We start from the raw sequence: 24455 nt of genomic DNA, 5'->3' as shown, positions 1-24455 counted from the left end.
TTAGTCCTCAATTTCAATAGTTTCAATTACGACATCTTCAACTGGCTTGTCCATTGCGCCTGTTTCGACACCTGCAATTGCATCCAGAACTTCGTAAGAAGCTTCATCCGCAAGTTGACCGAATACAGTATGACGACGGTCTAGGTGAGGAGTTCCACCTTGTTCTGCATAAATCTCCGCAATTGGCTCTGGCCAACCACCACGAGCAATTTCTTTCTTAGAATATGGCAAGTGTTGATTCTGCACGATAAAGAACTGGCTGCCATTTGTATTTGGCCCAGCATTAGCCATAGAAAGGGCTCCGCGAACATTGTAAAGTTCTTCTGAAAACTCATCCTCAAATGACTCACCATAGATAGATTCACCACCCATACCAGTTCCAGTTGGGTCTCCACCTTGAATCATAAAATCTTTAATAATACGGTGGAAAATCACACCGTCATAGTAACCATCTTTTGACAGAGCAATAAAGTTGGCTACTGTTTTTGGTGCGTGATCAGGGAAAAGTTTGATACGCATATCCCCATGATTTGTCTTAATAGTCGCAATTGGACCTTCTACTGTTTCAATGTCTACTTGTGGAAAATGTAATTCTTTTTCTACCATACCAAATCCTTCTAAGGCATCAAAGATGCCATCTTCTTCTAATGTTTTTGTAATATAATCTGCTTTTTCTTTGATTGTATCATGAGAAACACCCATAGCGACACTAATGCCTGCATAATCAAAGAGCTCTAAATCGTTAAGTCCGTCCCCAAAAACCATCACATTTTCAGGTTTAAGACCTAATTGGTCTACCACTTTGGCAACTCCAGCTGCCTTAGAACCAGAAATAGGCACCACATCTGACGAATGTTCATGCCAACGTACCATACGTAAAGTCGATGCCAAAGTATCAGGCAAGACAAGGTCATCACCCTGCTCCTCAAAGGTCCACATCTGATAAATATCTTCTTTTTGGTAAAAATCAGGGTCCACCTCTAAATCAGGATAAATCGGGTCTATCGCCTGGCTAATCATCTCTGTTCGTCTTGATAGTTTAGCAGCATGGCTTCCCACCAAACCATAATCAATCCCAATTTCTTTGGTCCAAGTAATATACTCTTCAACCTCATCTTTAGCAATTTTGTTACTATAAATGACATTGCCCTTTTTGTCCTCAATATAAGCACCATTCAAGGTTACAAAGAAATCAGGTTTGAGGGCTTTAATCTCTGGGACGACACCAAAAATACCTCGACCAGTCGCAATTCCTGTCAAAATTCCTTTATCACGTAATTGTTTAAAGGCTGTTGGAATAGTGCTTGGAATAAAGCCAGTCTTTGAATTTCGTAAAGTATCATCTATATCAAAAAAGATAATCTTAATCTTCTTAGCCTTGTATCTTAACTTGGCATCCATTATAATACCTCCTTCAATTCACTCCTTCCATTATACCATAAAGTAGAGAAATCCCACATCCCCAATAAAATCCTTGTCTCTTATCCGAATTCCTTTACTAGATACAAAACCAAATCATCATTATTTTGGCTAGTTGCATTCATTTCCAAGGGTTGATTTCGATACCAGACACCTGTCCCATCTGGAATGTAGCCCCGTCTGATATATAATCTCTGGGCAGGGCCATAGCCTAAGTGCAAACCTACACCAAGAGTGACCTTACTCGAAACAAACTTGACTCGTTTTTCTGCTTCTTCTAGCAGTTGATTCCCAATCCCTTGATTTCGAAAAGGCTCAAAGACATTAAAATCTGATAATTCTGGATAGACTTCTGCAAAAGGACCATGTTTAGCAGAGGGCAAAATGGTAACGTAGCCCGCTACAGCACCATCAATCTCTGCAACTAAGACTTCTCTCTCCCCACTTTCCTGTTCCAGGAAATATCTAGCTAAAATTTCCTCTCTACCAGGCCAACCCTGATTCATAAATCCATGAGATAAGGATTCAATATCAGACTTAATCATATTTCTAATCGTACAATTCATCTTTGACTTACCCACCTTTACTCTTTCTATTACCATTATAGCACGTTTTAGAGAAAGAAAAAAACCAGCCGGGTCTTGACTCGCTCTCACATTTCAATGCTCGTGAAAAAAAGACCCGTAAGGGTCTTTTTTTTAATCTTCGTTTACGAAAGGCATCAAAGCCATTACGCGAGCGCGTTTGATAGCTGTTGTTACTTTACGTTGGTTTTTAGCTGAAGTTCCAGTTACACGACGTGGAAGGATTTTCCCACGTTCTGAAACGAAACGGCTAAGAAGCTCAGTATCTTTGTAATCAACATATTCAATTTTGTTTGCTGCGATGTAATCAACTTTTTTACGGCGTTTGAATCCGCCACGACGTTGTTGAGCCATGTTTTTTCTCCTTTATAGTATTAATTGTCCATTAGAATGGTAAATCATCATCTGAAATATCCAAAGGATTGGTTGATCCAAATGGATTTTCATCACGTGAAAAGTCTGGTACTGAATTTGTAGCTGCTGCATGATTCGCAGTTGGTGCAGAATAAGCTCCACCACTTTGTCCTTCACGAGCACTACGGCTTTCCAACATTTGGAAATTCTCAGCTACGACTTCTGTCACGTAGACACGTTGTCCTTGCTGGTTATCGTAACTACGAGTCTGAATACGACCTGTAATCCCGACAAGAGAGCCTTTTTTAGCCCAGTTAGCAAGATTTTCAGCCTGTTGGCGCCACATAACGACATTGATAAAATCAGCCTCACGTTCGCCATTTTGACTCTTGAATGTACGGTTTACTGCAAGAGTAAAAGTCGCAACTGCTACATTTGATGGGGTATAACGTAACTCAGCGTCACGTGTCATACGCCCTACAAGTACAACATTGTTAATCATAATCTACCTTCTTACGCGTCAAGTTTGACGATCATGTGACGAAGAATGTCAGCGTTGATTTTTGAAAGACGGTCAAACTCTTTAAGAGCTGCGTCATCGTTTGCTTCAACGTTAACGATGTGGTAAAGTCCTTCACGGAAATCTTGGATTTCGTATGCAAGACGACGTTTTTCCCAATCTTTTGATTCAACAACAGTTGCACCGTTGTCAGTCAAGATAGAGTCAAAACGTGCTACCAAAGCGTTTTTCGCTTCTTCTTCAATGTTTGGACGAATGATATAAAGAATTTCGTATTTAGCCATTGATATGTTCCTCCTTTTGGTCTAATGACCCCAAGCCTTTGCAAGGGGTAAGTGAGGTTTGCTCACAATAAACTATTATACTAGAAAAAAATTTTTTTCGCAAGCTTAAAGTAAGTTATATTTTTCTTTTTAGAGTTTTTTTGCAGAAGTTTTTGTAATTTCATCTACGAGAATATTTTCATCCTCGAATTTCTTTTTCAATGAAGAAAGGTCAATACTTCCCTCAATTTGTACTTCAATAACAATTTTACCATCCTTACGTGGAATATTAACGGTATGAGAGATATTAAGATTTTCCTCAACGATTAAAGAAACAATCTTACCTAAAACTCCAACTTCATTTTCTGTGATAAAACGAACACGGATTCCCTCTTCACCATAACCAGCGATTTCAAGAAAGGCACTGAATACATCACGATCTGTAATGACTCCATACAATTGTCCATTGTCAACAACTGGCAAAATACCAATCTTATTTTTAAGCATGAGATAAGTTGCATCTTCTAAACTTGCATAGCCTGAGACAGTTACAACATCTCGAATCATGACGTCTTTTACTTTTGTCTTATTAAGCAAATAATTCATCTCGAAGATTGAAAGACTAGTCGCTTTTGAAGGACTAGCTTCAGCGATTGTCCCTTCTGTTACCAAGCCTACTAATTTATCATTCTCAATAACAGGGAGACGGTGCAAGCCTTGCTCGCGCATCAAATCTGCTGCGTGTGCAACAGTTGTATCAGGACTGATATAAACGACCTTGCGTGTCATAAAATCTTTAACTGCCATAGGAAATCTCCTTTATGTTTATAGTTTTATTATACACTTTTTACGGAAAGCTATCAAACGCTTTCATTTCTTTTTCCAGATTCAGAAAAATCTGAAGGACTTTACGAAAAAGAGCTCAACTTAGAGCCCTTAATCTTATACTTATGTAGATTGTATGATTGCTTTGCAATCTTTATCCGCCGACTAAAACAATCCACTGGAGTTGGATGATTACTTACGTAATCCTTATCTACCGACTATAACGGTCTCCCAGACTATAGTGGGATTGCGTGCGCAATCTCCATCCACAACCTAAACTAGTCTCCCAGACTAGTTTAGCCACCTAGATATGCTTTTCTGACTTCATCTGATGCTGCGAGTTCTTTTCCTGTTCCTGATAGGACAATCTTTCCTGTTTCAAGAACATATCCTCGGTCAGCGATGGCAAGTGCTTTATTGGCATTTTGTTCAATCAAGAGAACGGTTGTTCCTTGTTTTTGAATATCTTGGATGATATCAAAAATTTCTTGGATAAAGATTGGCGCAAGCCCCATTGATGGTTCATCTAATAAAAGAAGTTTAGGCGTTGACATGAGCGCACGTCCCATGGCAAGCATCTGCTGTTCACCACCAGATAGAGTAGCCGCATCTTGATTTTTACGTTCTTCCAAACGAGGGAAACGAGAGAAGACTTTCTTCAAATTTGCTTGATTCTCTTCACGATTTTTCTTAAGAAAAGCTCCCATCTCCAAGTTTTCCATAACAGTCAAACCAGAGAAAACATGACGTCCTTCTGGAACTTGTGAAAGACCTGATGCCACAATCTTCTGTGCAGGCATTTTTTGGATTTCTTGTCCCAAAAATTCAATTCGACCAGAACTTGGACGCACAAGTCCTGAAAGAGTACGAAGGATAGTTGTTTTACCAGCACCGTTAGCACCGATAAGAGAAACAACTTCCCCTTCATTAACTTCAAAGCTCACATCACGTACAGCTTGAATCATACCGTAGTGAACTGAGAGGTTTTCAACTTTTAACATAGACATTAGGCTTCACCTCCAAGATAAGCTTCGATAACTCGTTTATTGTTCTTGATTTCATCTGGTGTCCCATGAGCAATCAAACGACCGTACTCAAGTACGTAGATACGTTCAGTGACTTCCATGACCAAGTTCATATCATGTTCAATCAGCATGATGGTGATCTTGAATTCATCCTTGATGCGACGGATCAACTCAGTCAATTCTGCAGTTTCTTGTGGGTTCATACCTGCTGCAGGCTCATCCAAGAAGAGGATTTTAGGTTCTGTGGCAAGGGCACGAACAATTTCCAAACGACGTTGTTGACCATAAGCTAAGTTTTTAGCTAAGGTTTCAGCATCACCATCTAAATCAAAGATTTTTAGTAATTCTAAGGCTTTAGCTTTTAATTCTTTTTCATTCTTATAAAAAGCTGGTAAGCGCAAGAAACTTGCAAAAACATGTTGTTTATGATGGTTATTAAATGCAATAAGAACGTTATCCAAAACTGTCAAGTCTTTAAAGAGGCGGATGTTTTGGAAGGTACGTCCTAAACCAAGAGCAGCAATTTTATAGGGTTGCTTGCCATTTAACAAGTGACCATCTAAGGTTACTGTTCCTTCACTTGGTTCATAAACTCCTGTCAGCAAGTTGAAAAGAGTTGTTTTCCCAGCTCCGTTCGGTCCAATCAAGCCAACAAGTTCACCTTCGTTCAATTCTAGAGTTACATCTCCAACAGCAGTCAGACCACCAAAATGCTTGGTTAACTGTTTTACTTCAAGTAATGCCATTAGTTTTGTCCCTCCTTCTTACCTTTTTTAAAGAGTCTTGATAGGCTCAATTCCCATGTTCCTAGAAGACCTCCTGGTCTGAAAATCATAACAAGTACCAAGGCCAAAGCATAGATAATCATACGAACGCTAGCTACGTCTTGAAGGAACATATTCAAAATACCAAGAACAATCGCAGCGACAATTGCTCCTGTAATTGATCCCAAGCCACCAAATACAACGATAATTAAAACGTTGATAGAGTTGATAAAGCTATAATCTTTTGGCACAACAGAACCGATAAATCCTGCTTGAAGGGAACCTGCAATACTTGCAGTCATAGCTCCAAATACAAATGCGATAATTTTGATTTTTGTTGTATTGACCCCGACAGACTCTGCTGCAATTTCATCTTCACGAACAGACAAGGTTAAACGACCGATTGGACTACGAAGGAAATTCAGCGTTGCAATTGTCGTAATCACGGCAAAAATGTATACCATTTGCCAATTAGTAAAGTTTGGAATACCAAGGATACCAGCAGCTCCGTTTGTTAAATCACCACCATTGACGATTAGGATACGGATAATTTCAGCAACCCCAAGTGTCGCAACTGCAAGGTAATCCCCCTTCAAACGAAGGGTAGGAATTCCAACGACCAAAGCAACCAAACCAGCAATGATAGCACCAAGCAACATAGCTCCAAAAAAGGCACCATAAGTTGGAGATTTAGAACCAATAATGGCTGCTGCATAGGCACCGATAGCCATGAACCCAGCATGTCCAAGAGAAAATTGACCAGAGAAACCAACGATAAGGTTAAGTCCTACTGCAAGAATAATATTGATACCGATTTGTTCTAGAATCTGAATATGGAAAAGGTTTAAAATACCAAACGAAACTAATAAGCTAATCACACCATATCCAAGTAACAAAAGGAGCAACCAGAGAATATTAACTTTTAAATTTTCTTTCATTGTTTACACCTTCTCTTTCACATTCTTACCAAGGATACCAGCTGGACGAACAATCAAGATCAATAGCAAGATTCCGTACACGATAGCATCACGGAAATCTGACATTCCGAAGGCTGTTGCAAAAGTTTCCAATAGTCCGATTACAAAACCTCCGAGAGCTGCACCAGGAATAATACCGATACCACCTAAAACGGCAGCCACGAATGATTTAATACCTGGAGTCATTCCCATCAATGGTTCAAGAGAGTTGTAGTAAAGGGCAATCAAGACACCTGCTGCACCAGCCAGAGCTGAACCTAAGGCAAAGGTGAAACTGATTGTACGGTTTACGTTGATCCCCATTAACTGAGCTGCATCGCTATCTACAGATACGGCACGCATGGCTTTCCCCATTTTGGTTTTTTGCACAATGAGTTGCAAAAGAATCATCAAGACAATCGAAACTGTCAAAATCAACAATTGAATATTTGTTAGACTGATTGGACCCAAGTCATAACGAACTGTTTGGATTGCTTGAGGGAAGGCGCGTGTATTGGCACCTACTAGATAGACCATTCCATACTCAAGCAAGAAGGATACCCCGATAGCAGTAATCAATACAGAGATACGAGTTGAATGTCGGAGTGGACGGTAGGCTAGAAACTCAATGATAACACCGAGAATTGCTGAACCAATCATGGACAAAATTAAGGCTAAAAAGAAATTTAAATGGAGGGCATTGATCAAGAAATAACCCATGAAAGCACCCATCATATAGATATCACCATGGGCAAAGTTAATAAGCTTGATAATTCCATAAACCATAGTATAACCTAGGGCTAGCAAGGCATAGACACTACCCAAGATTAAACCATTGACAAGTTGTTGAAGCATATGGTTCACTCTTTCTAAGTTTTATTTTTAGGATTTTATAAAAAAATAATCCCTTTATAAACACCGAAACAGGGAGTGAGTAAAAGCTCATTCCCCATTTACGATATCTATAAAATTAAGGTTTTACGACTTCTGCCGCATCTACTTTACCATTATTCATGGTCATCATGAAGGCTGTTTTCACAGTGTTATGATCTGCATCAAAGCTTGTTTGACCTGTAACACCTTCGAAGTTTTGTGTTTTAGCAAGATTGTTCTTGATATCAACTGAAGTTTTTGCACCTTTTGCAGCATTAGCTACAAGGTAAACTGAGTCATAAGCAAGAGCTGCAAATGTTGAAGGATCTTCGTTATATTTTGCACGATAAGCTTCAAGGAAGGCTTTTGCTTTATCTGAAACATCAACAGTAGTTGAGAATCCTGAGATGAAGTAGATATTTGATGCGCGTTCAGCAGTTGCTTGTTGAACAAATTCTGCACCGTTAAATCCGTCACCACCGATGATTGGCTTATCAATTCCCATACCACGAGCTTGGTTTACAATCTTACCAGCTTCTGTGTAGTAACCTGGCAATACGATTGCATCAAAGTCTTTATCTTTGATTTTTGTCAAAGCTGCTTGGAAGTCTGTATCTCCTGATACAAATGTTTCGTCTGCTACGATTTCACCTTTGAATGAATCACGGAAAGATTTTGCAATACCTTTAGCGTAGTCACTTGAGTTATCTGTATACAAGACCACTTTCTTAGCGTTCAATTTGTTTGAAACGTAGTTTGAGATGATTTTTCCTTGGAAACTATCTTGGAATGTTCCGATGAAGAGGAAATCTTGACCTTTTGTCAAACCATCTTGAGTAGCACTTGGAGAAATCAATGGAACTCCAGCTTGTGTAGCATTTGCTACTGCTGCTGCAGTCGCACCTGAAGTCGCAGGTCCTACGATAGCTGCTACCTTAGATTGAGTCACAAGGTTTGTTGAAACAGAAGCAGCTTCAGCAGTTTCAGATTTGTTATCTTTGTCGACTACTTCGATTTGTTTTCCATCGATACCACCTGCTGCGTTGATTTCATCAACTGCAAGTTGAGCACCCTTTTGCTCAGAAGTACCGTAAGATGCTACAGCACCAGTTTCTTCGAAGTTGAAACCAATTTTTACAACTTTTTCATCAATTGGGTTACCAGTTGTGTTTGAAGCTCCTGACTTCACTTCCCCACAAGCTGCTAAAAGAGCTGTACTTGCAAGAGCTACAAGTGACAATGCAAATTTTTTCTTCATGTTTATCTCCTTTTAATGTTCAATTTAAATTACATGTTAAGAATATACCGAATTATCAGAAAATTGTCAACAAGTTTCTCTCACTTTTTAAATGATAACGTTTTCGCTAGTTTTATATAGGTTCCCAACGAAAGGAGTTTCCAATTCTTGAATATGACAAACTCTCACTTTCTTGATAAATTTCTCTTTTCCTAAACGATTTACCAGCTCTTCTACTTCCTCTGTTGGAACATAAAGTTGTAGGTAACGATGTTTTTTTGAGTGGTAACAAATATCACCATAATTTGCGAGTTTTTTAGCATCGCGATTATAGTATAAATAGATAATCAGACCAGACCGATTCTCTTTTTGAAACATAATTCAACTTCCTTCTTACAATCTTCCTTCTATTATATCAAAAAAAACAAGCTCAGTCGAGCTTGCTTTAGTAGTTTAATTCAACGAATTATTGGCCATAATTTCGTCAATAAAACCGTAGTCAAGAGTTTCTTGAGCGCTCATCCAGTAATCACGTTCAGCATCTTTATGAATTTGCTCAACAGATTTGCCAGAATTATCTGCTAGGATTTGCTCCAAAGTCTTACGAGTTTTAAGCAAGTGTTCAGCAGCGATGGCCATATCAGTCTGCTGAGTCCCACCACCTGTACCACCCATTGGTTGGTGAATCATGTATTCTGCATTTGGAAGCATGAAACGTTTGCCCTTTGCTCCACTTGAAGCAATAATTGTACCCATTGAGGCTGCCATCCCCATAACGATAGTTTGGACATCTGCCTTAATAAAGTTCATGGTATCAACAATCGCCAAACCAGCTGATACAGATCCACCTGGTGTATTTACATAAAGGTAAATATCTTTTGTACTATCTTGAGCATCCAAGAAAAGCAATTGGGCGATAACTGAGTTTGCCATATTGTCTTCGACTGGTCCAGTCAACATGATAATGCGGTCCTTAAGAAGACGTGAGTAAATGTCATACGAGCGTTCTCCACGACTTGTTTGTTCAATAACTACAGGAATCATTCATTTCTCCTTTTGATATCTAATTTCTTTGTTAATAGGATTATTATATATCCTTGGTCAAAAAAGGTCAAATTTTTGCTCTATCCTACTAACAGATACAAAAATTTAACCTCCTTTCAAAACTAAGACTAGGCTTTAGTCTCAATATCACTTTAGAATCTTATTTTGTTCCGAACAAGCGGTCTCCAGCATCTCCAAGACCTGGAACGATGTAACCATGTTCGTTCAAGCGTTCATCCAAAGCTGCTGTAAAGATTTCTACATCAGGGTGTGCTGCTTGAAGTGCCTTCACACCTTCTGGAGCTGATACAAGGCAGACAAACTTGATGTTTGAAGCTCCACGTTTTTTGAGGGAGTCAACAGCCAAAATCGCTGATCCACCTGTTGCAAGCATAGGATCAACTACAAAAATTTGACGTTGGTCAATATCTTCAGGTAATTTTACCAAGTATTCTACTGGTTGAAGGGTTTCTTCGTCACGGTACATACCAATGTGACCAACTTTTGCTGCTGGAACCAAACTCAATAGTCCATCAACCATACCAATACCTGCACGCAAGATTGGGACAATCGCCAATTTTTTACCAGCCAACTGTTTTTGAACTGTTTTTGTGATCGGTGTTTCGATTTCTACATCTTCAAGTGGAAGATCACGAAGCACTTCATATCCCATCAACATTGCAATCTCGTCTACTAGTTCACGAAAAGCTTTTGTAGAAGTGTCAGTGCGACGCAAGATTGATAATTTGTGTTGAATCAGTGGATGATTAATAACTTCAAGTTTTCCCATTTTCAGAATTCCTTCTTTCAATTTATTCTTCTTATTATATCAAAAAATGGTTTAAAAAGCTTTCTAAACCATTTATTTTTTTATAATTTCTAGATTAGGTGAGCCTCTTGGAGAGCTGCCTGCACTGTTTCAAGTGGTAGGTGAGTTAATTCTGTTCCCTTTTCTTGATAAAGGTGTTGGGCATAGTCATCCATACGGTATTGATTAATATAAACCACACGCTCACATCCTACCTGAAGCAATTGTTTTGTACAGTTGAGGCATGGAAAATGAGTAACGTAAGCTGTAAAGCCTTTAGGAACTCCACGCTCTGACCCTTGTAAGATAGCATTCACTTCTGCATGAAGAGTGCGGACACAGTGGCCTTCAATCACCAGACAGTCATGATCTATACAATGCTCTGTTCCTGATACAGAACCATTATAGCCTGTTGAAATAACCTTGTTATCCTTGACTAAAACAGCTCCTACCTTGGCACGTTTACAGGTTGAGCGATTGGCAATCAATAGAGCTTGAGCAGCAAAATACTCATCCCAAGCTAGTCTTTTTTCTGTCATAGCATTTCTCCTCATGTTTTATTTTTTGAAAAATGGCAGGCGTAGATCTGCGATTTTTTCAGCAGGAACCTTCATTCCATCCTTGATCCATTTAAGCAAGACCGATACGATGGCCGAACTCCAAAAAGAATGCAAGTAAGAGCTAACTCCTTTAGATTTTCCATAGTATTTTTCTAGAAATTCTTGCATGGCTTGCACAAAGATTTTTTCTAAATGATAGTCCAAGGCAAGCTGAATAACCTTGGCTTCTTTCTTGGCTTCTCTAAAGAGGTGAACCCATACGAGATAAAGGTCTGTTTTAACATCGTAATGACTCAATTGCTCCATGATGTTATGGACGCTACGTTTAAAGACACTTTCTAAAATCTCTTCTTTTGAATCATAGTTTCGATAAAAAGCTGCACGAGAAACGCCAGCACGCTTGACTAACTCAGAAATGCTGATCTTAGCCAACTCCTTTTTCTCCAAGAGTTGCAAAAGAGCTGTTTCAATCGCTTCTCTGGTTAGCAAATTAGATTCTTGATTTGATTTTCTAAGGTTTTCAAGCGATTTTTCAGATATTTTACGTTCAGACATAACAATTTCTTTCTACTTGTGACAACAGAGAGGTACTACTTTTGTTTCAAGGGCTTTCATGATATAATTGTAAAAAAAGACAGAACCTTTGTCAATGTATAAGTGATAAAGATGGAGAATTTCTATGACTTGGAAGATTGTAGCTGACTCTGGTTGTGATTATCGCCAGCTGGAAAACCTTGCTTTTGATACTGAATTTGTCAGTGTTCCCTTAAAGATTCAGGTAGCAGATCAAGTCTTTGTCGATGATGCCAATCTGGATATCGATAAGATGATGGAAACTATGTATGCGACTTCTGAAGCTTCAAAATCAGCCTGCCCTAGTCCTGATGATTACTTACGAGCATTCGAAGGTGCCAAACATATTTTTGTAGTGACTATCACTGGAACTCTCTCTGGTAGCCACAATAGTGCTCAATTAGCTAAGAATATCTATCTCGAAGAACACCCTGATACTCAGATTCATGTCATCGATAGCTTATCAGCTGGTGGGGAAGTTGACTTAATCGTCGAAAAGATCAATGATTTGATCAACCAAGGACTTTCTTTTGAAGAAGTCGTTGAAGTGATTACTACTTACCAAGAAAAAACGAAGTTGTTGTTCGTTCTTGCTAAAGTGGATAACTTGGTTAAAAACGGTCGATTGAGTAAGCTTATTGGTACAGTTGTCGGGCTCCTCAATATTCGTATGGTTGGGGAAGCAAGCGAAACCGGAACCTTAGAACTCCTCCAAAAAGCTCGTGGCGCTAAAAAGTCTCTTCAGGCTGCTTATGAAGAGTTAATCAAAGCTGGCTACGCTGGTGGGCGTATCGTCATGGCTCACCGCAGCAATGAAAAATTCTGTCAACAGCTCTCAGAGCTCTTACGAGAAAAATACCCACAAGCTGACATTAGAATCATCCCAACTTCTGGGCTTTGCAGTTTTTATGCAGAAGAAGGCGGGCTCCTCATGGGATACGAAATCAACTAATAAATCTGACAAGAGATGTCTAATCATCTCTTGTTTTTTTATGGTACAATACTCTTATGAAACATTTTGATACTATTGTTATCGGAGGTGGCCCTGCTGGTATGATGGCTACGATTTCCAGTAGCTTTTACGGGCAGAAAACCCTTCTCATTGAAAAAAATCGGAAACTTGGAAAAAAATTAGCTGGAACTGGCGGTGGTCGTTGCAATGTAACCAACAACGGAACTCTAGACGATCTACTCGCTGGCATCCCTGGAAATGGACGCTTTCTTTATAGCGTCTTCTCCCAGTTTGATAACCATGATATCATCAACTTTTTCACGGAAAATGGAGTCAAACTCAAGGTAGAAGACCACGGACGTGTCTTCCCAGCCAGCGATAAATCGCGAACCATTATCGAAGCCTTGGAAAAGAAAATCATTGAACTAGGCGGGCAAATTGCTACTCAAACAGAGATTGTTTCTGTTAAAAAGATAGACGACCAGTTTGTCCTTAAGTCCGCAGACCAGACCTTTACTTGTGATAAACTCATCGTCACAACTGGTGGCAAATCCTATCCTTCTACTGGTTCAACTGGTTTTGGCCACGAGATTGCCCGTCATTTCAAACACACCATTACCGAACTTGAGGCTGCTGAAAGTCCCTTATTGACGGATTTCCCGCATAAATCCTTGCAGGGAATTTCCCTAGATGATGTGACCCTCAGCTATGGCAAGCACGTCATCACCCATGATCTGCTCTTTACCCACTTTGGTTTATCTGGTCCCGCTGCTCTGCGTATGTCAAGCTTTGTCAAGGGTGGCGAAATCCTATCTTTAGATGTCTTGCCACAACTTTCTGAAGACGACTTAGTAAATTTTCTAGAAGAAAACCGTGAAAAATCCTTAAAAAATGCCTTGAAATCTTTGTTTCCAGAACGCTTGGCAGAATTCTTTGTCCAAGGATACCCTGAAAAAGTTAAACAGCTAACTGAAAAAGAACGGGACCAACTTGTCCAGTCTATCAAAGTTCTTAAAATTCCCGTAACTGGCAAAATGTCCTTGGCTAAATCCTTTGTTACCAAAGGAGGTATTAGTCTCAAGGAAATCAATCCTAAAACGCTGGAAAGCAAACTGGTTCCTGGCCTTCACTTTGCAGGAGAGGTCCTAGATATCAACGCCCACACGGGTGGCTTTAACATCACTTCTGCCCTCTGTACTGGCTGGGTGGCAGGCTCAAACTTAATCTATAAATGATTTAGTATCTAAGGATGTTAGATAAGAAAGGAACTACTTTGGAACATATTATCTTACTAAGGGGAGTTACTCCTAATGGAAAAAATGCTATCCCTAAAATGTCTTATCTAGTAGATATCTTGATAGAGGCTGATTTTCAACACGTTCGAACCTATATTCAAAGTGGGAATATCATTCTTGAAAGTGACTTATCTCTGGAAGAAATACGAGAACAGGTTCACACTCTAATAAAGGAAAAAATTGGTGCTGACTTAAAAATGGTAATCAAGAACAAAAATGATTTTGCAAAAATTGTCCAAGAAAACCCATTTGGAAAACACTATCTTTTTGACCGAATACATGTGATCCTTTTTCAAAATGATATCCAAAGTCTACCATTAGAAAAATTGGATGGTGACTATGGTGAAGAAGAAATTTGTATCGGCAACCATTGTCTTTACCTCTATCTCCCTAGAACTGCAAAACGAAAAAAACTTAATACCAACTATCTTGAAAAGCTGTTCGGCGTTGATCTGACCATGCGAAAGTTAAACGTGGTAGAAAAATTACTAACAAAATAGGAAAAATAATATGAGCAGAAGAGAATCAGTCGAATTTGTCAACATGTGCTTGATTAAAAATGGAGACAAGGTCCTAGTTCAAGACCGAGTTAGTCCTAACTGGCCTGGCATTACTTTTCCTGGTGGCCATGTTGAACGTGGCGAATCCTTTGTCGATGCTGTCATTCGTGAAGTGAAAGAAGAAACTGGTCTAACCATTTCTAAACCCCAACTCTGTGGTATCAACGACTGGTATGATGATGCAGGTTATCGCTATATTGTCCTCTTTTACAAAACAGAACACTTTACTGGTGAGCTCCAATCTTCAGACGAAGGAAAAGTCTGGTGGGAGGATTTTGAAAATCTATCTCATCTAAAACTAGCTACCGAGGATATGTCTGACATGCTTCGTGTTTTTCTCGAAGAGGACCTCAGTGAGTTCTTTTACTACAAGGATGAAGAAGACTGGTCTTACCAACTCAAATAACAGTAAATCGGCAGAGGTATCTCCGCCGATTTTTAGCTTGTCTAATCTTCAAGCTAGGTCTGTGTCCTCCAATTAAAATTCTGTTACTGGCTTTTTCAGTTCTAGCTTGGTCTTTGAGTTTTATCGAGTTTGTGTGCCTACATAGTGGGCAATAACATCTGAAGTGTATTGAGCTGTTCCCTTTCCAAACTTATCAATGTTTTCCTTGAACTCTGGATTATAGACATAGCCTTGGCCGATATAACCGAAGACCTCGATAGAGCAGTCAAATCCATAAGTACGAATAGCTTGTAAGAGCTTGGCTGCTTCCTCTTGATTTTCAGATTCTGTTATCGGTAGACCAGCTTTGAGATTTTGAGCCAAGGCTTGAAAGACTTGATTAAAGGCTGATGTAACCTCATCCTCTCGTCCTTTTTGACGATCAAGGGCTTGATCCATGACTTCTTGGCCATACTTGTCTACCGCCTCTTGGTGGTATTTTTGATTGTCTTGGTAGCTAAATCCAGTGAATTTTTCTTGAATGCTCATTTTTATTTCTCCTTTTTGTTCTTGAATGGTTTTTTGTAAGGTTGAAATTAAGGTATCCAGATGTTGCCTCTCCTGGGTTAAATAATCCAACTGTCTAGTTAAATGTGACAATATATCTGTCGTATCTTCCTTCAATAACTCTGCTATTTTTTCTAAAGAAAAGCCTAGATACTTGTAATAGAGGATAACCTGAAGTCGTTCTAAATCCTCTTGACTGTAAATTCGATAGCCATTTTCTGACTTTAACGGAACTAAGAGTCCTATCTTATCATAATGGTAGAGGGTCTTTACGGAGACACCTGAAAGTTGCGCAGCTTCTTTGATATGGTACATGATTTCCTCCTCACATTGATAGTATACACCCTTCCCTTAGGTCAGAGTCAAGCTTTATTTAGAAAATTTTTTTAACTTTTGAAAAAGGTATGAAAAACCGAAAATGGTTTTCTTGACAGGCTTCAGAAAACATGATAGGATAATCAAGTCTATCAATCAAATAAAAAGCTCAAAAGAGCAATTGAGAGAAGGCTATTTGATAATTCAAGTAGCCTTTTCTTATTTTAAAAATAGATTGGAGTTTAACGATGTCTGAAAAATCGCAATGGGGCTCAAAACTGGGCTTCATCCTTGCATCTGCTGGTTCTGCTATTGGCCTTGGAGCTGTTTGGAAGTTCCCTTATATGACCGCTGCCAATGGTGGGGGAGGTTTCTTACTGGTCTTTCTTATCTCGACAATTTTAATTGGTTTCCCTCTTCTACTGGCTGAGTTTGCCCTTGGTCGAAGCGCTGGCGTGTCAGCAATCAAAACCTTTGGCAAACTTGGAAACAATCAAAAGTACAACTTTATTGGTTGGATTGGTGCCTTTGCTCTTTTCATCCTTCTCTCATTTTATAGTGTCATTGGGGGTTGGATTCTGGTATACCTTGGTATCGAGATTGGAAGATTATTCCACCTAATCGGAAATGGAGATTATGCCCAGCAATTCTCTTCCATCATTTCTAATCCAGTTATTGCTTTAGGAGCCCAAGCAGCCTTTATCTTCTTGAATATTTTCATCGTATCACACGGCGTTCAAAAAGGTATTGAAAGAGCATCTAAGGTTATGATGCCCCTACTTTTTATCATCTTTATTGTTATTATCGGGCGTTCTCTTAGCTTGCCAAATGCTATGGAAGGCGTCATTTACTTCCTCAAACCTGACTTTTCAAAACTAACAAGTGCTGGATTTCTCTATGCACTGGGTCAATCTTTCTTTGCCCTATCCCTTGGAGTTACAGCCATGCTGACCTACGCTTCCTACCTAGACAAGAAGACCAATCTGGTCCAATCAGGAATGTCTATCGTAGCCTTGAACATCTCAGTTTCTATCATGGCGGGACTTGCGATTTTCCCTGCTATGTCAGCCTTTAATATCCAATCTGAAGGTGGACCAAGTCTCCTCTTTATTGTTTTGCCGCAACTCTTTGACAATATGCCTTTTGGTACTATTTTCTATATTCTCTTTCTCTTGCTTTTCCTCTTTGCGACGATAACTTCCTCAGTCGTTATGCTTGAGATCAATGTTGGTAACATCACCAACCAAGACAATCGTAAGCGTGCCAAGTGGAGTATGATTTTAGGAATCTTGACTTTTGTCTTTGGTATCCCTTCGGCCCTATCCTATGGTCTTATGGCTGATGTCCATATCTTTGGAAAGACCTTCTTTGACGCCATGGATTTCTTGGTTTCCAACCTCCTCATGCCTTTCGGTGCTCTCTGCTTGTCCCTGTTTACAGGCTATATTTTCAAGAAAACACTGGCAATGGAGGAACTTCATCTTGATAAAACACCATGGAAACAAGGACTTTTCCAAGTCTGGCTCTTCCTTCTTCGTTACATTATCCCGATTATCATCATCGTGGTCTTTATCGCCCAATTTATGTAAATACAAAAAAAGGACTTGAGAATATCTCTCAAGTCTTTTCTTTTTATGGATGGCTGACAATCAATTCTAGACCTTGCCCTTCCAAGGTCCAAGCTTCAACATCACTTGGTAAGATAAAGTGACTACCTTTTTGAATTGGATAGTCTTTTCCGTCTACAGTCAGTTTCCCTTGACCGGCCAAGACACTCAACAAGCTGTAATCAGCCGTCTTCTCAAATTCAACTTTTCCTGTGATTTCCCACTTGTAGACAGCAAAGAATTCATTAGAGACAAGTAAGGTTGAACGCAAATCATCTGCTTTGACAGTCACAGGACGGCTGTTTGCAGGCTCACCAATATTCAAAACATCGATTGATTTTTCGAGGTGAAGTTCACGCAAGTTGCCATTATCATCCTTACGGTCAAAGTCATAAACTCGGTAGGTAGTATCACTAGACTGTTGCGTTTCAAGGATTAAGATACCTGCACCGATAGCATGCATAGTTCCACTTGGTACATAGAAGAAATCTCCAGCCTTAACAGGAACCTTTGTAAGCAAGGCATCCCAGTTCTTATCCTCGATTTGCTGGCGGAGTTCTTCTTTTGACTTGGCATTGTGACCATAGATAATCTCTGAACCCTCATCTGCAGCGATGATGTACCAGCACTCTGTCTTTCCAAGTTCGCCTTCATGCTCTAATCCGTAAGCATCGTCTGGGTGAACTTGGACACTGAGCCAATCATTGGCATCTAAGATTTTAGTCAAGAGTGGAAATACAGGCTCAGGACGGTTGCCAAACAACTCACGGTGTTCTGCATACAAAGTAGCGAGGTCTGTTCCTTCATAGCGCCCATTGGCTACCTTAGACACTCCATTTGGATGAGCTGAGATTGCCCAATATTCTCCGATTTTTTCACTAGGAATGTCGTAACCAAACTCATCACGTAGTTTAGTCCCACCCCAGATTTTTTCTTGCATTACAGAATTTAAAAATAACGGTTCTGACATCTTGATCTCCTGTCTGATTTTTCTCCCTTCATTATAGCAAAAAAAGAGTTCTGATTGAACTCTTTTTCTTATCTTATAAAGTAGGGAGAAGATTTTATAAAAATAGTAACGATATGGATTTCATACTTTCGAAAAATCTACCAGAAACTATTAGTTCACAAGATTTGGAAGAATGAACACTATAAAGAAAGCTAGAGCAACCATCAGAAAAACAAGGAAATAAACTAAACATTTAGTCAGCCATGCATAACGACCTGGTTTTAAAGGTCTTTCTACATAGGAATGTTTTGGTTTCTTAGGATCATAATAAACAGTTACCTTTCCTCCAATTGGAAATCGTTCCATTAAAGGTGATTTTGTTAAAGAGATGAAACTGTTCCTATAAATCTTGTATCTTAAAACCTGAGGAATTTCCCCATCTTCAAAATTATCCATTTTGACATCAGATACGATTGAATCTAAGGGAGTACTGATTGTATTTGAAATCGCATATAGAAATTTCGGTCCTAAAACCTTGTATTGGTTCCCATCAACAGTGTACTCGACAACTGGCAGGCTAATTCCATTATAAAGAGCATAGGAATATCGGATAATAACTCCTTCCGTTCTTTCGGTACATCTCTTGGCATTTCTGTAATTACTAAAGATAAAAATGTCGAACATGAAATAGGTGAAGGCAGCAAAGCCTAACGACATTAAGCCAAATAATAGAAAGAAAGTTGTTGGCATATTTTTCTCCTTAAAATATCATGATGCATCTATTTTAACAGAAAAGACATAAAAGAAAAGACCGGATTGCTCCGATCTTTCAATAGTTCATATTCTCACATTATGTTTTAAGAATCATTAATGTTAACTTCAAATGACTAAGCGCCCTTATTTCATTCTATAAAAATCAATTACTAGACCAGTAGGGCCTTTAACTAATAAGGACTCTGTTCCCCAATCCGTTTCACAAGGACCGTGTAAAATATCGACACCAATCTCTTTTAACCGCTTTTGGTTCTGGTCGACATCCTCAACCTCAATGTGTAGAATGATTCCTGACTGAAAATTTTCTAAAGGAATCAAATGATTTTGGGATAACATGAGACAGTGACTGCCAATCGTGAACTGAGCAAAACTGTTATCAACATAGTCCGCCTTTTTATCCAAGATACTCTCTAATTCAGCACAGACTTGGGGAACATCTGACACGATAATATCTAATTGATTTAAATTCATTTACTGTCCTCCACAAAAAGACCGGATTGCTCCGATCTTTTTAAGTTCCACGAAAGAAATTATTTGATTGCGCGTGACTGCAATCCTTCTTCTTCCAAGAAGAGGCGGAATGGTACAAGCTCTTCAGCTTCGTATTTTTCCTTGAAGGCTTTGATAGCTTCTTCTGAGTGTTGTTTTGGATCCAACTCAAGTACTTCTACTGGAAGTGGACGATGTGGAGTGATGTGAGCATCGATAACAACAGTTTTACCTTCTTTGTTCAATTTAACAGCTTCTGCAACAACTGCATCGATGTCTTCGATACGGTCAACTGTAAATCCTACAGCACCTTGCGCTTCAGCGATTTTCGCATAGTCAGCATTAGGGAAGTCACAACCAAACAAGTGTTTGTTTGTGTCTTCGTATTTGTCCTTGATGAAGGCATATTTACCATTTGAGAAGACAACGTTGATAACTGGAAGGTCGTATTGAACGTTTGTGATAACGTCTGGGTAGCACATGTTGAATGCACCGTCACCCATGATGTTCCATACTTGGCGATCTGGATTGTCTTTCTTAGCAGCGATACCACCAGGAAGGGCAATACCCATTGTCGCAAAGAGTGGAGATGTACGCCACATGTTCTTAGGTGTCATGTGAAGGTGACGAGTAGATGTTTGAGTAGTGTCACCTACGTCGATTGAGTAGATAGCGTCTTGATCAGCATGTTTGTTGATTGCATTGTAAACTTGATACAATTGCAATTCACCCTCAGTTTTACCTTCGAGTTTGTTCATGTAATCACGCCAGTTTTGGTTGTTCTTCACGTTTGCACGCCACCATGGAGTAGATTCAACTGGGTTTACTTTATCAAGGATAGCTTTAGCTGCTTGACCTGCATCACCAAGGATTGAAGCGTCTAGGGCATGACGTTTACCAAGTTTGTAAGGGTCGATATCGACTTGGATGAATTTTTCAGTGTTTTTGAATGCTTCGTAAACTTCAGCAAATGGGAAGTTTGAACCAAGGAAAAGAACTGTGTCTGCTTCAAAGACCACTTCGTTGGCTGGTTTCCAACCAACACGGTAAGCAGAACCTGTCAAACCTTCGTAGTTCCATTCGAACGCTTCGAAGTTTTTACCAGTTGTGATGATTGGTGCTTTGATTTTACGTGACAATTCAGTAATCACTTCACCAGCTTTCACACCACCGTAACCAGCGTAGATAACTGGACGTTCAGCGTTGTTCAAAATTTCAACAGCTTTGTCGATTTCAACTTCGTTCAAAGCAGGAGCGATGAATGAACGCTCGTAAGAACCTGAACCGTAGTACGAGTTTTCGTCGATTTCTTGGAAACCGAAGTTTACTGGAATTTCAACGACAGCTGGACCTTTTTTAGAAACGGCAGCACGGCAAGCTTCGTCAATCACTTTTGGTAATTGCTCTGCGTAAGCTACACGTTTGTTGTAAACAGCGATACCGTTGTACATTGGGTTTTGGTTAAGCTCTTGGAAGGCATCCATGTTCAATTCGTTAACTGGACGTGATCCAAGGATAGCAAGGAATGGAGTGTTATCCATAGCTGCATCGTAAACACCATTGATCAAGTGAGTTGCACCAGGTCCACCTGAACCAACTGCAACACCGATAGATCCACCAAATTTAGCTTGCATAACCGCTGCAAGAGCACCTGTTTCTTCGTGGCGAACTTGCAAGAAACGGATATCTTTGTCTTCAGCCAAAGCGTCCATCAATGAGCTGAGTGTTCCTGATGGGATACCGTAGATAGTGTCTACGCCCCATGTTTTCAATACGTTGAGCATTGCTGCAGATGCAGTAATTTTCCCTTGAGTCATAATGATAACTCTCCTTCAAAATAATTTCATATATTTACAAAAAACGCTTTTATATGTTATTTGAAAACGATTCAGTAAATTTACAATCCTAATTTATCACATTTGATTTCAGATTCATAAGAATGTGCTCAGAAACTTTCATTCTCTATTACAGTACAGTTTGGAAGCGGTTTGAAAATCTGTTTTAGAATAGAAAAAAGTGGTTAAGACCGCCTTTTTATACTCAATGAAAATCAAAGAGCAAACTAGGAAGCTAGCCGCAGGTTGCTCAAAGCACAGCTTTGAGGTTGCAGATAAAGCTGACGTGGTTTGAAGAGATTTTCGAAGAGTATTAATCGACTTTAGTAAAATTAAGCATAAGAGAGCTGATTAAAACAGATACTGAACTAAAGGCCATGGCCAATCCTGCAAGTTCTGGATTGAGTACCAAACCAAGACCAGAAAAGACTCCTGCTGCAATCGGAATACCAATGAGGTTATAGATAGAAGCCCAGAAAAGATTGAGTAGAATGCGATTAAAGGTCTTCTTACTCATATCAAAAGCACGTGCCAATCCTAGTAAATTATTGGTTGTAAGGACAAGATCTGCTGATTCAATGGCAATATCTGTCCCAGAGCCCATGGCAATTCCGACATCCGCTACACTGAGGGCCGGCGCATCATTGATACCATCTCCAACAAAGGCCAATTTGCCATTCTTTTGAAGCTTGTGAATTTCATGTGCCTTTTCCTCTGGCAAGACATTTGCGATTACTTCTTCGATTCCAATTTGCTCTGCAATCGCATGCGCTACTCCAGCATTATCTCCGGTAAGCATGACCGTTCTAAGACCACGTTTTTTCAATTTAGCAATAGCTTCTCGAGCATTTTCCTTAGGGACATCCTGCAAGGCAATTAAACCTTTTAACTGACCATCCACGGATAGGAAGACAACTGTTTTTGCTTCTTTCTCAAGCAAATCAAATCGTTCTTGATAATCATGTGGAATAGCAAGGTCAGCTAAGAGCTTAGCATTCCCCAGCAAGACTTGTTTACCATTAATAATCCCAGTCACACCTTTTCCATGCAAGGCTTGGAAGTTTTCCACTGGGTAAAGACTGATTCCTAGTTCAGATGCACGATTAACAATAGCTTGAGCTAGCGGGTGTTGAGATACATCTTCCAGTGAAGCAGCCAAACTTAGCACTTCTCTTTCATCACCAATAACATCTGTCACTACTGGCTTCCCTTCGGTCAAGGTTCCTGTCTTATCAAAAACAACCGTTTGGACTTTTTGGATTTCCTGTAAAACTGTACCATTTTTGAGAAGAATCCCCATCTTGGCACTTCGTCCTGTTCCAACCATGAGTGCTGTCGGTGTCGCAAGTCCTAGTGCACAAGGGCAGGCAATAATCAAAACAGCAACTCCGTAGAGAAGTGACGTCACAAAGCTATCTCCAAGTAAAACAAACCAGACCCAAAAAGTAAGAAGTCCTAAAATGACAACTGCTGGTACAAAAATCCCAGAAATCTTGTCTGTCAAATCTTGAATAGGAGCACGACTCGTTTGCGCTTTTTTCACAAAGTCCACAATCTGAGCCAGCATAGTCTCAGAACCAACTTTTTCAGCTCTAAAGATGATCGTACCACTATTATTGATGGTTGAACCAATGACAGCATCTCCAACTGATTTATCGACTGGAATACTTTCCCCAGTCACCATTGATTCATCAATACTCGTTTCACCTTCTAAGACAATACCATCAACGGCAATTTTTTCACCTGGTCGAACGCGAATGAGATCCCCAACTTTGACTTGTTCTAGAGGTATTTGAACATAAACATCATCACGCAAAACCTCTGCTGTTTTTGCTTGTAGGTCTAATAATTTTTCGACTGCCTGCGAAGTATTTTTTCGCATTTTTTCCTCAAAAACTGCTCCCAAAAGAATGAAGAAGAGGATAAATGCAGCACTTTCAAAGTAAACGGGCAGACCAGTGAAGAGGGCAACTAAGCTATAGAAATAGGCCACTAGGGTTCCCAGAGCAACCAAGGTATCCATGTTGGAATTGTGCTTTTTAAAACTAGCCCAGGCGCTTCTGATATATGGAACTCCAGCTACCAGCATAATGGGTGTTGTGGCTAAAAAGGTGCCCCAACGCATGACTTGGTGACTAATTCCTCCTGTAGACATCCCAATCATGAGAATCACAAGAGGCACAGTAAAGATACTAGTAATCCAAAAACGCTGTAAAAGACTGAGAGATTTTTTAGTTTTTTCAACAACAGTATATGTTCCCTTTTGCATCTTCATGCCACAAGAAAATTCATGTTCACCTAACTCTTGAGGAGTAAAGCGAATGACTTTTTCCTCGTCTTGAGCGATTGGTTCTAGGATCCCTTCTACTTCGAAGAGAATCTCTTTATAACAGTTTGAAGGTGTCACACGATGAAAGGTAATCTCAGCAGGAATCCCTTTTTGCAGTTGAATGTGGGCTGGATGGTAGCCTTTGTCTGCTGTAATACGAATTTTTTGAACACCATTTTCAAGACTTGCTTTTACAATTTCAGTCATATCATTCTCCTATTCTACAATCATCTTACCGTGCATCATATTCATGCCACAAGAGAAACCATACTCACCTGCTTCTTCAGGTGTGATTTCAACCACATATTGGTCTCCCATAGGCAGATCTGCATGAACTCCAAAGTCTGGAAAAACGATTTGATCCAAGCAAGGTGAAGGATCTTTTCGATCAAAAATAATACGAGCTGGTTGCGATTTTTTGAGGATAATAGTTCCTGGAGTGTATCCCCCCATGACTTCCACTCGAATCTCCTGATAGCCATTTTTTTGCTGGGCTCTCTTAGCATCTTCTTGCGGTTTTTTGAAAAACCAAAAGAGGATAAAAGCAATCATTCCTAAAACAACAATAGATACAAATAGATTTAACATAGCGT

28 protein-coding genes are annotated in these 24455 nt (G+C 39.6%); 5 read left to right on the top strand and 23 right to left on the bottom strand.

Annotated elements, in window-relative coordinates:
* The 16 genes from HMPREF9423_RS04455 to HMPREF9423_RS04380 all read right to left on the bottom strand — a co-directional run bounded on the left by HMPREF9423_RS04455 (nt 1) and on the right by HMPREF9423_RS04380 (nt 11787).
* Complete coding sequence (locus HMPREF9423_RS04455) at nt 1-1401, bottom strand: bifunctional Cof-type HAD-IIB family hydrolase/peptidylprolyl isomerase (RefSeq protein ID WP_006148130.1); 1401 nt, start codon at nt 1399-1401, stop codon at nt 1-3.
* 80 nt (nt 1402-1481) lie between these two features.
* On the bottom strand, nt 1482-1985 hold the full coding sequence (locus tag HMPREF9423_RS04450; RefSeq protein ID WP_004244450.1) for a GNAT family N-acetyltransferase: 504 nt from the start codon (nt 1983-1985) through the stop codon (nt 1482-1484).
* Nucleotides 1986-2117: 132 nt separating this feature from the next.
* On the bottom strand, nt 2118-2357 hold the full coding sequence (gene rpsR, locus HMPREF9423_RS04445; protein ID WP_000068664.1) for a 30S ribosomal protein S18: 240 nt from the start codon (nt 2355-2357) through the stop codon (nt 2118-2120).
* A gap of 31 nt (nt 2358-2388) precedes the next feature.
* Complete coding sequence (locus HMPREF9423_RS04440; RefSeq protein ID WP_006148128.1) at nt 2389-2859, bottom strand: single-stranded DNA-binding protein; 471 nt, start codon at nt 2857-2859, stop codon at nt 2389-2391.
* Between the two features lie 11 nt (nt 2860-2870).
* Nucleotides 2871-3161: a 30S ribosomal protein S6 gene (rpsF, locus tag HMPREF9423_RS04435; protein ID WP_002896497.1), complete on the bottom strand. Its 291-nt coding sequence runs from the start codon at nt 3159-3161 to the stop codon at nt 2871-2873.
* A gap of 129 nt (nt 3162-3290) precedes the next feature.
* Complete coding sequence (locus HMPREF9423_RS04430) at nt 3291-3947, bottom strand: CBS domain-containing protein (protein WP_006148127.1); 657 nt, start codon at nt 3945-3947, stop codon at nt 3291-3293.
* 314 nt (nt 3948-4261) lie between these two features.
* The gene (locus tag HMPREF9423_RS04425; RefSeq protein ID WP_006148126.1) at nt 4262-4972 is read right to left on the bottom strand and encodes an ABC transporter ATP-binding protein; all 711 of its coding nucleotides are present in this window, start codon (nt 4970-4972) and stop codon (nt 4262-4264) included.
* Nucleotides 4972-5736 carry an ABC transporter ATP-binding protein gene (locus HMPREF9423_RS04420; protein WP_006148125.1) on the bottom strand — a complete coding sequence of 255 codons (765 nt, stop codon included), beginning with the start codon at nt 5734-5736 and terminating at the stop codon, nt 4972-4974. The genes HMPREF9423_RS04425 and HMPREF9423_RS04420 overlap by 1 nt, the downstream gene beginning before the upstream one ends.
* Nucleotides 5736-6692 carry a branched-chain amino acid ABC transporter permease gene (locus HMPREF9423_RS04415; protein ID WP_004252374.1) on the bottom strand — a complete coding sequence of 319 codons (957 nt, stop codon included), beginning with the start codon at nt 6690-6692 and terminating at the stop codon, nt 5736-5738. Before HMPREF9423_RS04415 ends, HMPREF9423_RS04420 begins: the two co-directional genes overlap by 1 nt.
* A gap of 3 nt (nt 6693-6695) precedes the next feature.
* Nucleotides 6696-7565: a branched-chain amino acid ABC transporter permease gene (locus HMPREF9423_RS04410; protein WP_004252371.1), complete on the bottom strand. Its 870-nt coding sequence runs from the start codon at nt 7563-7565 to the stop codon at nt 6696-6698.
* Nucleotides 7566-7680: 115 nt separating this feature from the next.
* Nucleotides 7681-8841 carry an ABC transporter substrate-binding protein gene (locus HMPREF9423_RS04405; protein WP_004252370.1) on the bottom strand — a complete coding sequence of 387 codons (1161 nt, stop codon included), beginning with the start codon at nt 8839-8841 and terminating at the stop codon, nt 7681-7683.
* A gap of 87 nt (nt 8842-8928) precedes the next feature.
* A complete protein-coding gene (locus tag HMPREF9423_RS04400; RefSeq protein WP_004252368.1) occupies nt 8929-9198 on the bottom strand; it encodes a YlbG family protein in 270 nt (89 codons plus the stop codon).
* A gap of 75 nt (nt 9199-9273) precedes the next feature.
* Nucleotides 9274-9864 (bottom strand): ATP-dependent Clp protease proteolytic subunit ClpP, encoded by a 591-nt coding sequence (clpP, locus tag HMPREF9423_RS04395; RefSeq protein ID WP_006148124.1) that lies wholly within the window; start codon nt 9862-9864, stop codon nt 9274-9276.
* A 160-nt stretch (nt 9865-10024) separates the two neighbouring features.
* Nucleotides 10025-10654, bottom strand: coding sequence for a uracil phosphoribosyltransferase (gene upp / locus HMPREF9423_RS04390; RefSeq protein ID WP_004252365.1), 630 nt, complete (start codon nt 10652-10654; stop codon nt 10025-10027).
* Between the two features lie 89 nt (nt 10655-10743).
* Entirely contained in the window at nt 10744-11211 is a 468-nt protein-coding gene (locus tag HMPREF9423_RS04385; RefSeq protein ID WP_006155564.1) for a deoxycytidylate deaminase, read from the bottom strand.
* Between the two features lie 18 nt (nt 11212-11229).
* Nucleotides 11230-11787, bottom strand: coding sequence for a TetR/AcrR family transcriptional regulator (locus HMPREF9423_RS04380; protein ID WP_004252362.1), 558 nt, complete (start codon nt 11785-11787; stop codon nt 11230-11232).
* Between the two features lie 124 nt (nt 11788-11911).
* Here HMPREF9423_RS04380 and HMPREF9423_RS04375 point away from each other — a divergent pair, with 124 nt between their 5' ends.
* From HMPREF9423_RS04375 to HMPREF9423_RS04360, 4 genes are read left to right on the top strand one after another with little or no spacing between them, the layout of a single operon-like run.
* Nucleotides 11912-12757 (top strand): DegV family protein, encoded by an 846-nt coding sequence (locus tag HMPREF9423_RS04375; RefSeq protein ID WP_004252360.1) that lies wholly within the window; start codon nt 11912-11914, stop codon nt 12755-12757.
* Nucleotides 12758-12813: 56 nt separating this feature from the next.
* The gene (aao, locus tag HMPREF9423_RS04370; protein WP_006148121.1) at nt 12814-13992 is read left to right on the top strand and encodes an aminoacetone oxidase; all 1179 of its coding nucleotides are present in this window, start codon (nt 12814-12816) and stop codon (nt 13990-13992) included.
* A 38-nt stretch (nt 13993-14030) separates the two neighbouring features.
* Entirely contained in the window at nt 14031-14552 is a 522-nt protein-coding gene (locus HMPREF9423_RS04365) for a DUF1697 domain-containing protein (protein ID WP_025170160.1), read from the top strand.
* Nucleotides 14553-14562: 10 nt separating this feature from the next.
* On the top strand, nt 14563-15018 hold the full coding sequence (locus tag HMPREF9423_RS04360; RefSeq protein WP_006148119.1) for an 8-oxo-dGTP diphosphatase: 456 nt from the start codon (nt 14563-14565) through the stop codon (nt 15016-15018).
* A 120-nt stretch (nt 15019-15138) separates the two neighbouring features.
* Here HMPREF9423_RS04360 and HMPREF9423_RS04355 read toward each other — a convergent pair whose 3' ends face one another.
* The gene (locus tag HMPREF9423_RS04355) at nt 15139-15879 is read right to left on the bottom strand and encodes a MerR family transcriptional regulator (RefSeq protein ID WP_006148118.1); all 741 of its coding nucleotides are present in this window, start codon (nt 15877-15879) and stop codon (nt 15139-15141) included.
* A 248-nt stretch (nt 15880-16127) separates the two neighbouring features.
* On the opposite strand from HMPREF9423_RS04355, the gene HMPREF9423_RS04345 reads away from it, so the two are divergent.
* Entirely contained in the window at nt 16128-17468 is a 1341-nt protein-coding gene (locus HMPREF9423_RS04345; protein WP_006148116.1) for a sodium-dependent transporter, read from the top strand.
* A gap of 43 nt (nt 17469-17511) precedes the next feature.
* Here the strand turns inward: HMPREF9423_RS04345 and manA are convergent, their stop codons facing one another.
* From manA to HMPREF9423_RS04315, 6 genes are all read right to left on the bottom strand, one after another.
* Entirely contained in the window at nt 17512-18456 is a 945-nt protein-coding gene (gene manA, locus HMPREF9423_RS04340; RefSeq protein ID WP_006148115.1) for a mannose-6-phosphate isomerase, class I, read from the bottom strand.
* Between the two features lie 150 nt (nt 18457-18606).
* Complete coding sequence (locus HMPREF9423_RS04335) at nt 18607-19185, bottom strand: DUF3592 domain-containing protein (RefSeq protein WP_004252350.1); 579 nt, start codon at nt 19183-19185, stop codon at nt 18607-18609.
* 147 nt (nt 19186-19332) lie between these two features.
* Nucleotides 19333-19680, bottom strand: a complete 348-nt coding sequence (locus HMPREF9423_RS04330) for a VOC family protein (protein WP_006148114.1) — start codon at nt 19678-19680, stop codon at nt 19333-19335.
* A 59-nt stretch (nt 19681-19739) separates the two neighbouring features.
* On the bottom strand, nt 19740-21515 hold the full coding sequence (spxB, locus tag HMPREF9423_RS04325) for a pyruvate oxidase (protein ID WP_006148113.1): 1776 nt from the start codon (nt 21513-21515) through the stop codon (nt 19740-19742).
* Nucleotides 21516-21846: 331 nt separating this feature from the next.
* Entirely contained in the window at nt 21847-24069 is a 2223-nt protein-coding gene (locus tag HMPREF9423_RS04320; RefSeq protein WP_006148112.1) for a heavy metal translocating P-type ATPase, read from the bottom strand.
* A gap of 9 nt (nt 24070-24078) precedes the next feature.
* Nucleotides 24079-24450 carry a cupredoxin domain-containing protein gene (locus HMPREF9423_RS04315; protein WP_004252344.1) on the bottom strand — a complete coding sequence of 124 codons (372 nt, stop codon included), beginning with the start codon at nt 24448-24450 and terminating at the stop codon, nt 24079-24081.
* Nucleotides 24451-24455 lie beyond the last annotated feature (5 nt).

It is taken from the genome of Streptococcus infantis ATCC 700779, assembly GCF_000187465.1.
GTDB classification, from domain to species: domain Bacteria; phylum Bacillota; class Bacilli; order Lactobacillales; family Streptococcaceae; genus Streptococcus; species Streptococcus infantis.
The sequence above is the reverse complement of the archived record's forward strand: the minus strand, read 5'-3'. Positions and strand labels throughout refer to the sequence as shown.

What these genes read in the sequence shown, in the direction of transcription:
- HMPREF9423_RS04455 (WP_006148130.1), bottom strand. Translation starts at nt 1,401, where the DNA reads ATGGATGCCAAGTTAAGATACAAGGCTAAGAAGATTAAGATTATCTTT.
- HMPREF9423_RS04450 (WP_004244450.1), bottom strand. Translation starts at nt 1,985, where the DNA reads ATGAATTGTACGATTAGAAATATGATTAAGTCTGATATTGAATCCTTA.
- rpsR (WP_000068664.1), bottom strand. Translation starts at nt 2,357, where the DNA reads ATGGCTCAACAACGTCGTGGCGGATTCAAACGCCGTAAAAAAGTTGAT.
- HMPREF9423_RS04440 (WP_006148128.1), bottom strand. Translation starts at nt 2,859, where the DNA reads ATGATTAACAATGTTGTACTTGTAGGGCGTATGACACGTGACGCTGAG.
- rpsF (WP_002896497.1), bottom strand. Translation starts at nt 3,161, where the DNA reads ATGGCTAAATACGAAATTCTTTATATCATTCGTCCAAACATTGAAGAA.
- HMPREF9423_RS04430 (WP_006148127.1), bottom strand. Translation starts at nt 3,947, where the DNA reads ATGGCAGTTAAAGATTTTATGACACGCAAGGTCGTTTATATCAGTCCT.
- HMPREF9423_RS04425 (WP_006148126.1), bottom strand. Translation starts at nt 4,972, where the DNA reads ATGTCTATGTTAAAAGTTGAAAACCTCTCAGTTCACTACGGTATGATT.
- HMPREF9423_RS04420 (WP_006148125.1), bottom strand. Translation starts at nt 5,736, where the DNA reads ATGGCATTACTTGAAGTAAAACAGTTAACCAAGCATTTTGGTGGTCTG.
- HMPREF9423_RS04415 (WP_004252374.1), bottom strand. Translation starts at nt 6,692, where the DNA reads ATGAAAGAAAATTTAAAAGTTAATATTCTCTGGTTGCTCCTTTTGTTA.
- HMPREF9423_RS04410 (WP_004252371.1), bottom strand. Translation starts at nt 7,565, where the DNA reads ATGCTTCAACAACTTGTCAATGGTTTAATCTTGGGTAGTGTCTATGCC.
- HMPREF9423_RS04405 (WP_004252370.1), bottom strand. Translation starts at nt 8,841, where the DNA reads ATGAAGAAAAAATTTGCATTGTCACTTGTAGCTCTTGCAAGTACAGCT.
- HMPREF9423_RS04400 (WP_004252368.1), bottom strand. Translation starts at nt 9,198, where the DNA reads ATGTTTCAAAAAGAGAATCGGTCTGGTCTGATTATCTATTTATACTAT.
- clpP (WP_006148124.1), bottom strand. Translation starts at nt 9,864, where the DNA reads ATGATTCCTGTAGTTATTGAACAAACAAGTCGTGGAGAACGCTCGTAT.
- upp (WP_004252365.1), bottom strand. Translation starts at nt 10,654, where the DNA reads ATGGGAAAACTTGAAGTTATTAATCATCCACTGATTCAACACAAATTA.
- HMPREF9423_RS04385 (WP_006155564.1), bottom strand. Translation starts at nt 11,211, where the DNA reads ATGACAGAAAAAAGACTAGCTTGGGATGAGTATTTTGCTGCTCAAGCT.
- HMPREF9423_RS04380 (WP_004252362.1), bottom strand. Translation starts at nt 11,787, where the DNA reads ATGTCTGAACGTAAAATATCTGAAAAATCGCTTGAAAACCTTAGAAAA.
- HMPREF9423_RS04375 (WP_004252360.1), top strand. Translation starts at nt 11,912, where the DNA reads ATGACTTGGAAGATTGTAGCTGACTCTGGTTGTGATTATCGCCAGCTG.
- aao (WP_006148121.1), top strand. Translation starts at nt 12,814, where the DNA reads ATGAAACATTTTGATACTATTGTTATCGGAGGTGGCCCTGCTGGTATG.
- HMPREF9423_RS04360 (WP_006148119.1), top strand. Translation starts at nt 14,563, where the DNA reads ATGAGCAGAAGAGAATCAGTCGAATTTGTCAACATGTGCTTGATTAAA.
- HMPREF9423_RS04355 (WP_006148118.1), bottom strand. Translation starts at nt 15,879, where the DNA reads ATGTACCATATCAAAGAAGCTGCGCAACTTTCAGGTGTCTCCGTAAAG.
- HMPREF9423_RS04345 (WP_006148116.1), top strand. Translation starts at nt 16,128, where the DNA reads ATGTCTGAAAAATCGCAATGGGGCTCAAAACTGGGCTTCATCCTTGCA.
- manA (WP_006148115.1), bottom strand. Translation starts at nt 18,456, where the DNA reads ATGTCAGAACCGTTATTTTTAAATTCTGTAATGCAAGAAAAAATCTGG.
- HMPREF9423_RS04335 (WP_004252350.1), bottom strand. Translation starts at nt 19,185, where the DNA reads ATGCCAACAACTTTCTTTCTATTATTTGGCTTAATGTCGTTAGGCTTT.
- HMPREF9423_RS04330 (WP_006148114.1), bottom strand. Translation starts at nt 19,680, where the DNA reads ATGAATTTAAATCAATTAGATATTATCGTGTCAGATGTTCCCCAAGTC.
- spxB (WP_006148113.1), bottom strand. Translation starts at nt 21,515, where the DNA reads ATGACTCAAGGGAAAATTACTGCATCTGCAGCAATGCTCAACGTATTG.
- HMPREF9423_RS04320 (WP_006148112.1), bottom strand. Translation starts at nt 24,069, where the DNA reads ATGACTGAAATTGTAAAAGCAAGTCTTGAAAATGGTGTTCAAAAAATT.
- HMPREF9423_RS04315 (WP_004252344.1), bottom strand. Translation starts at nt 24,450, where the DNA reads ATGTTAAATCTATTTGTATCTATTGTTGTTTTAGGAATGATTGCTTTT.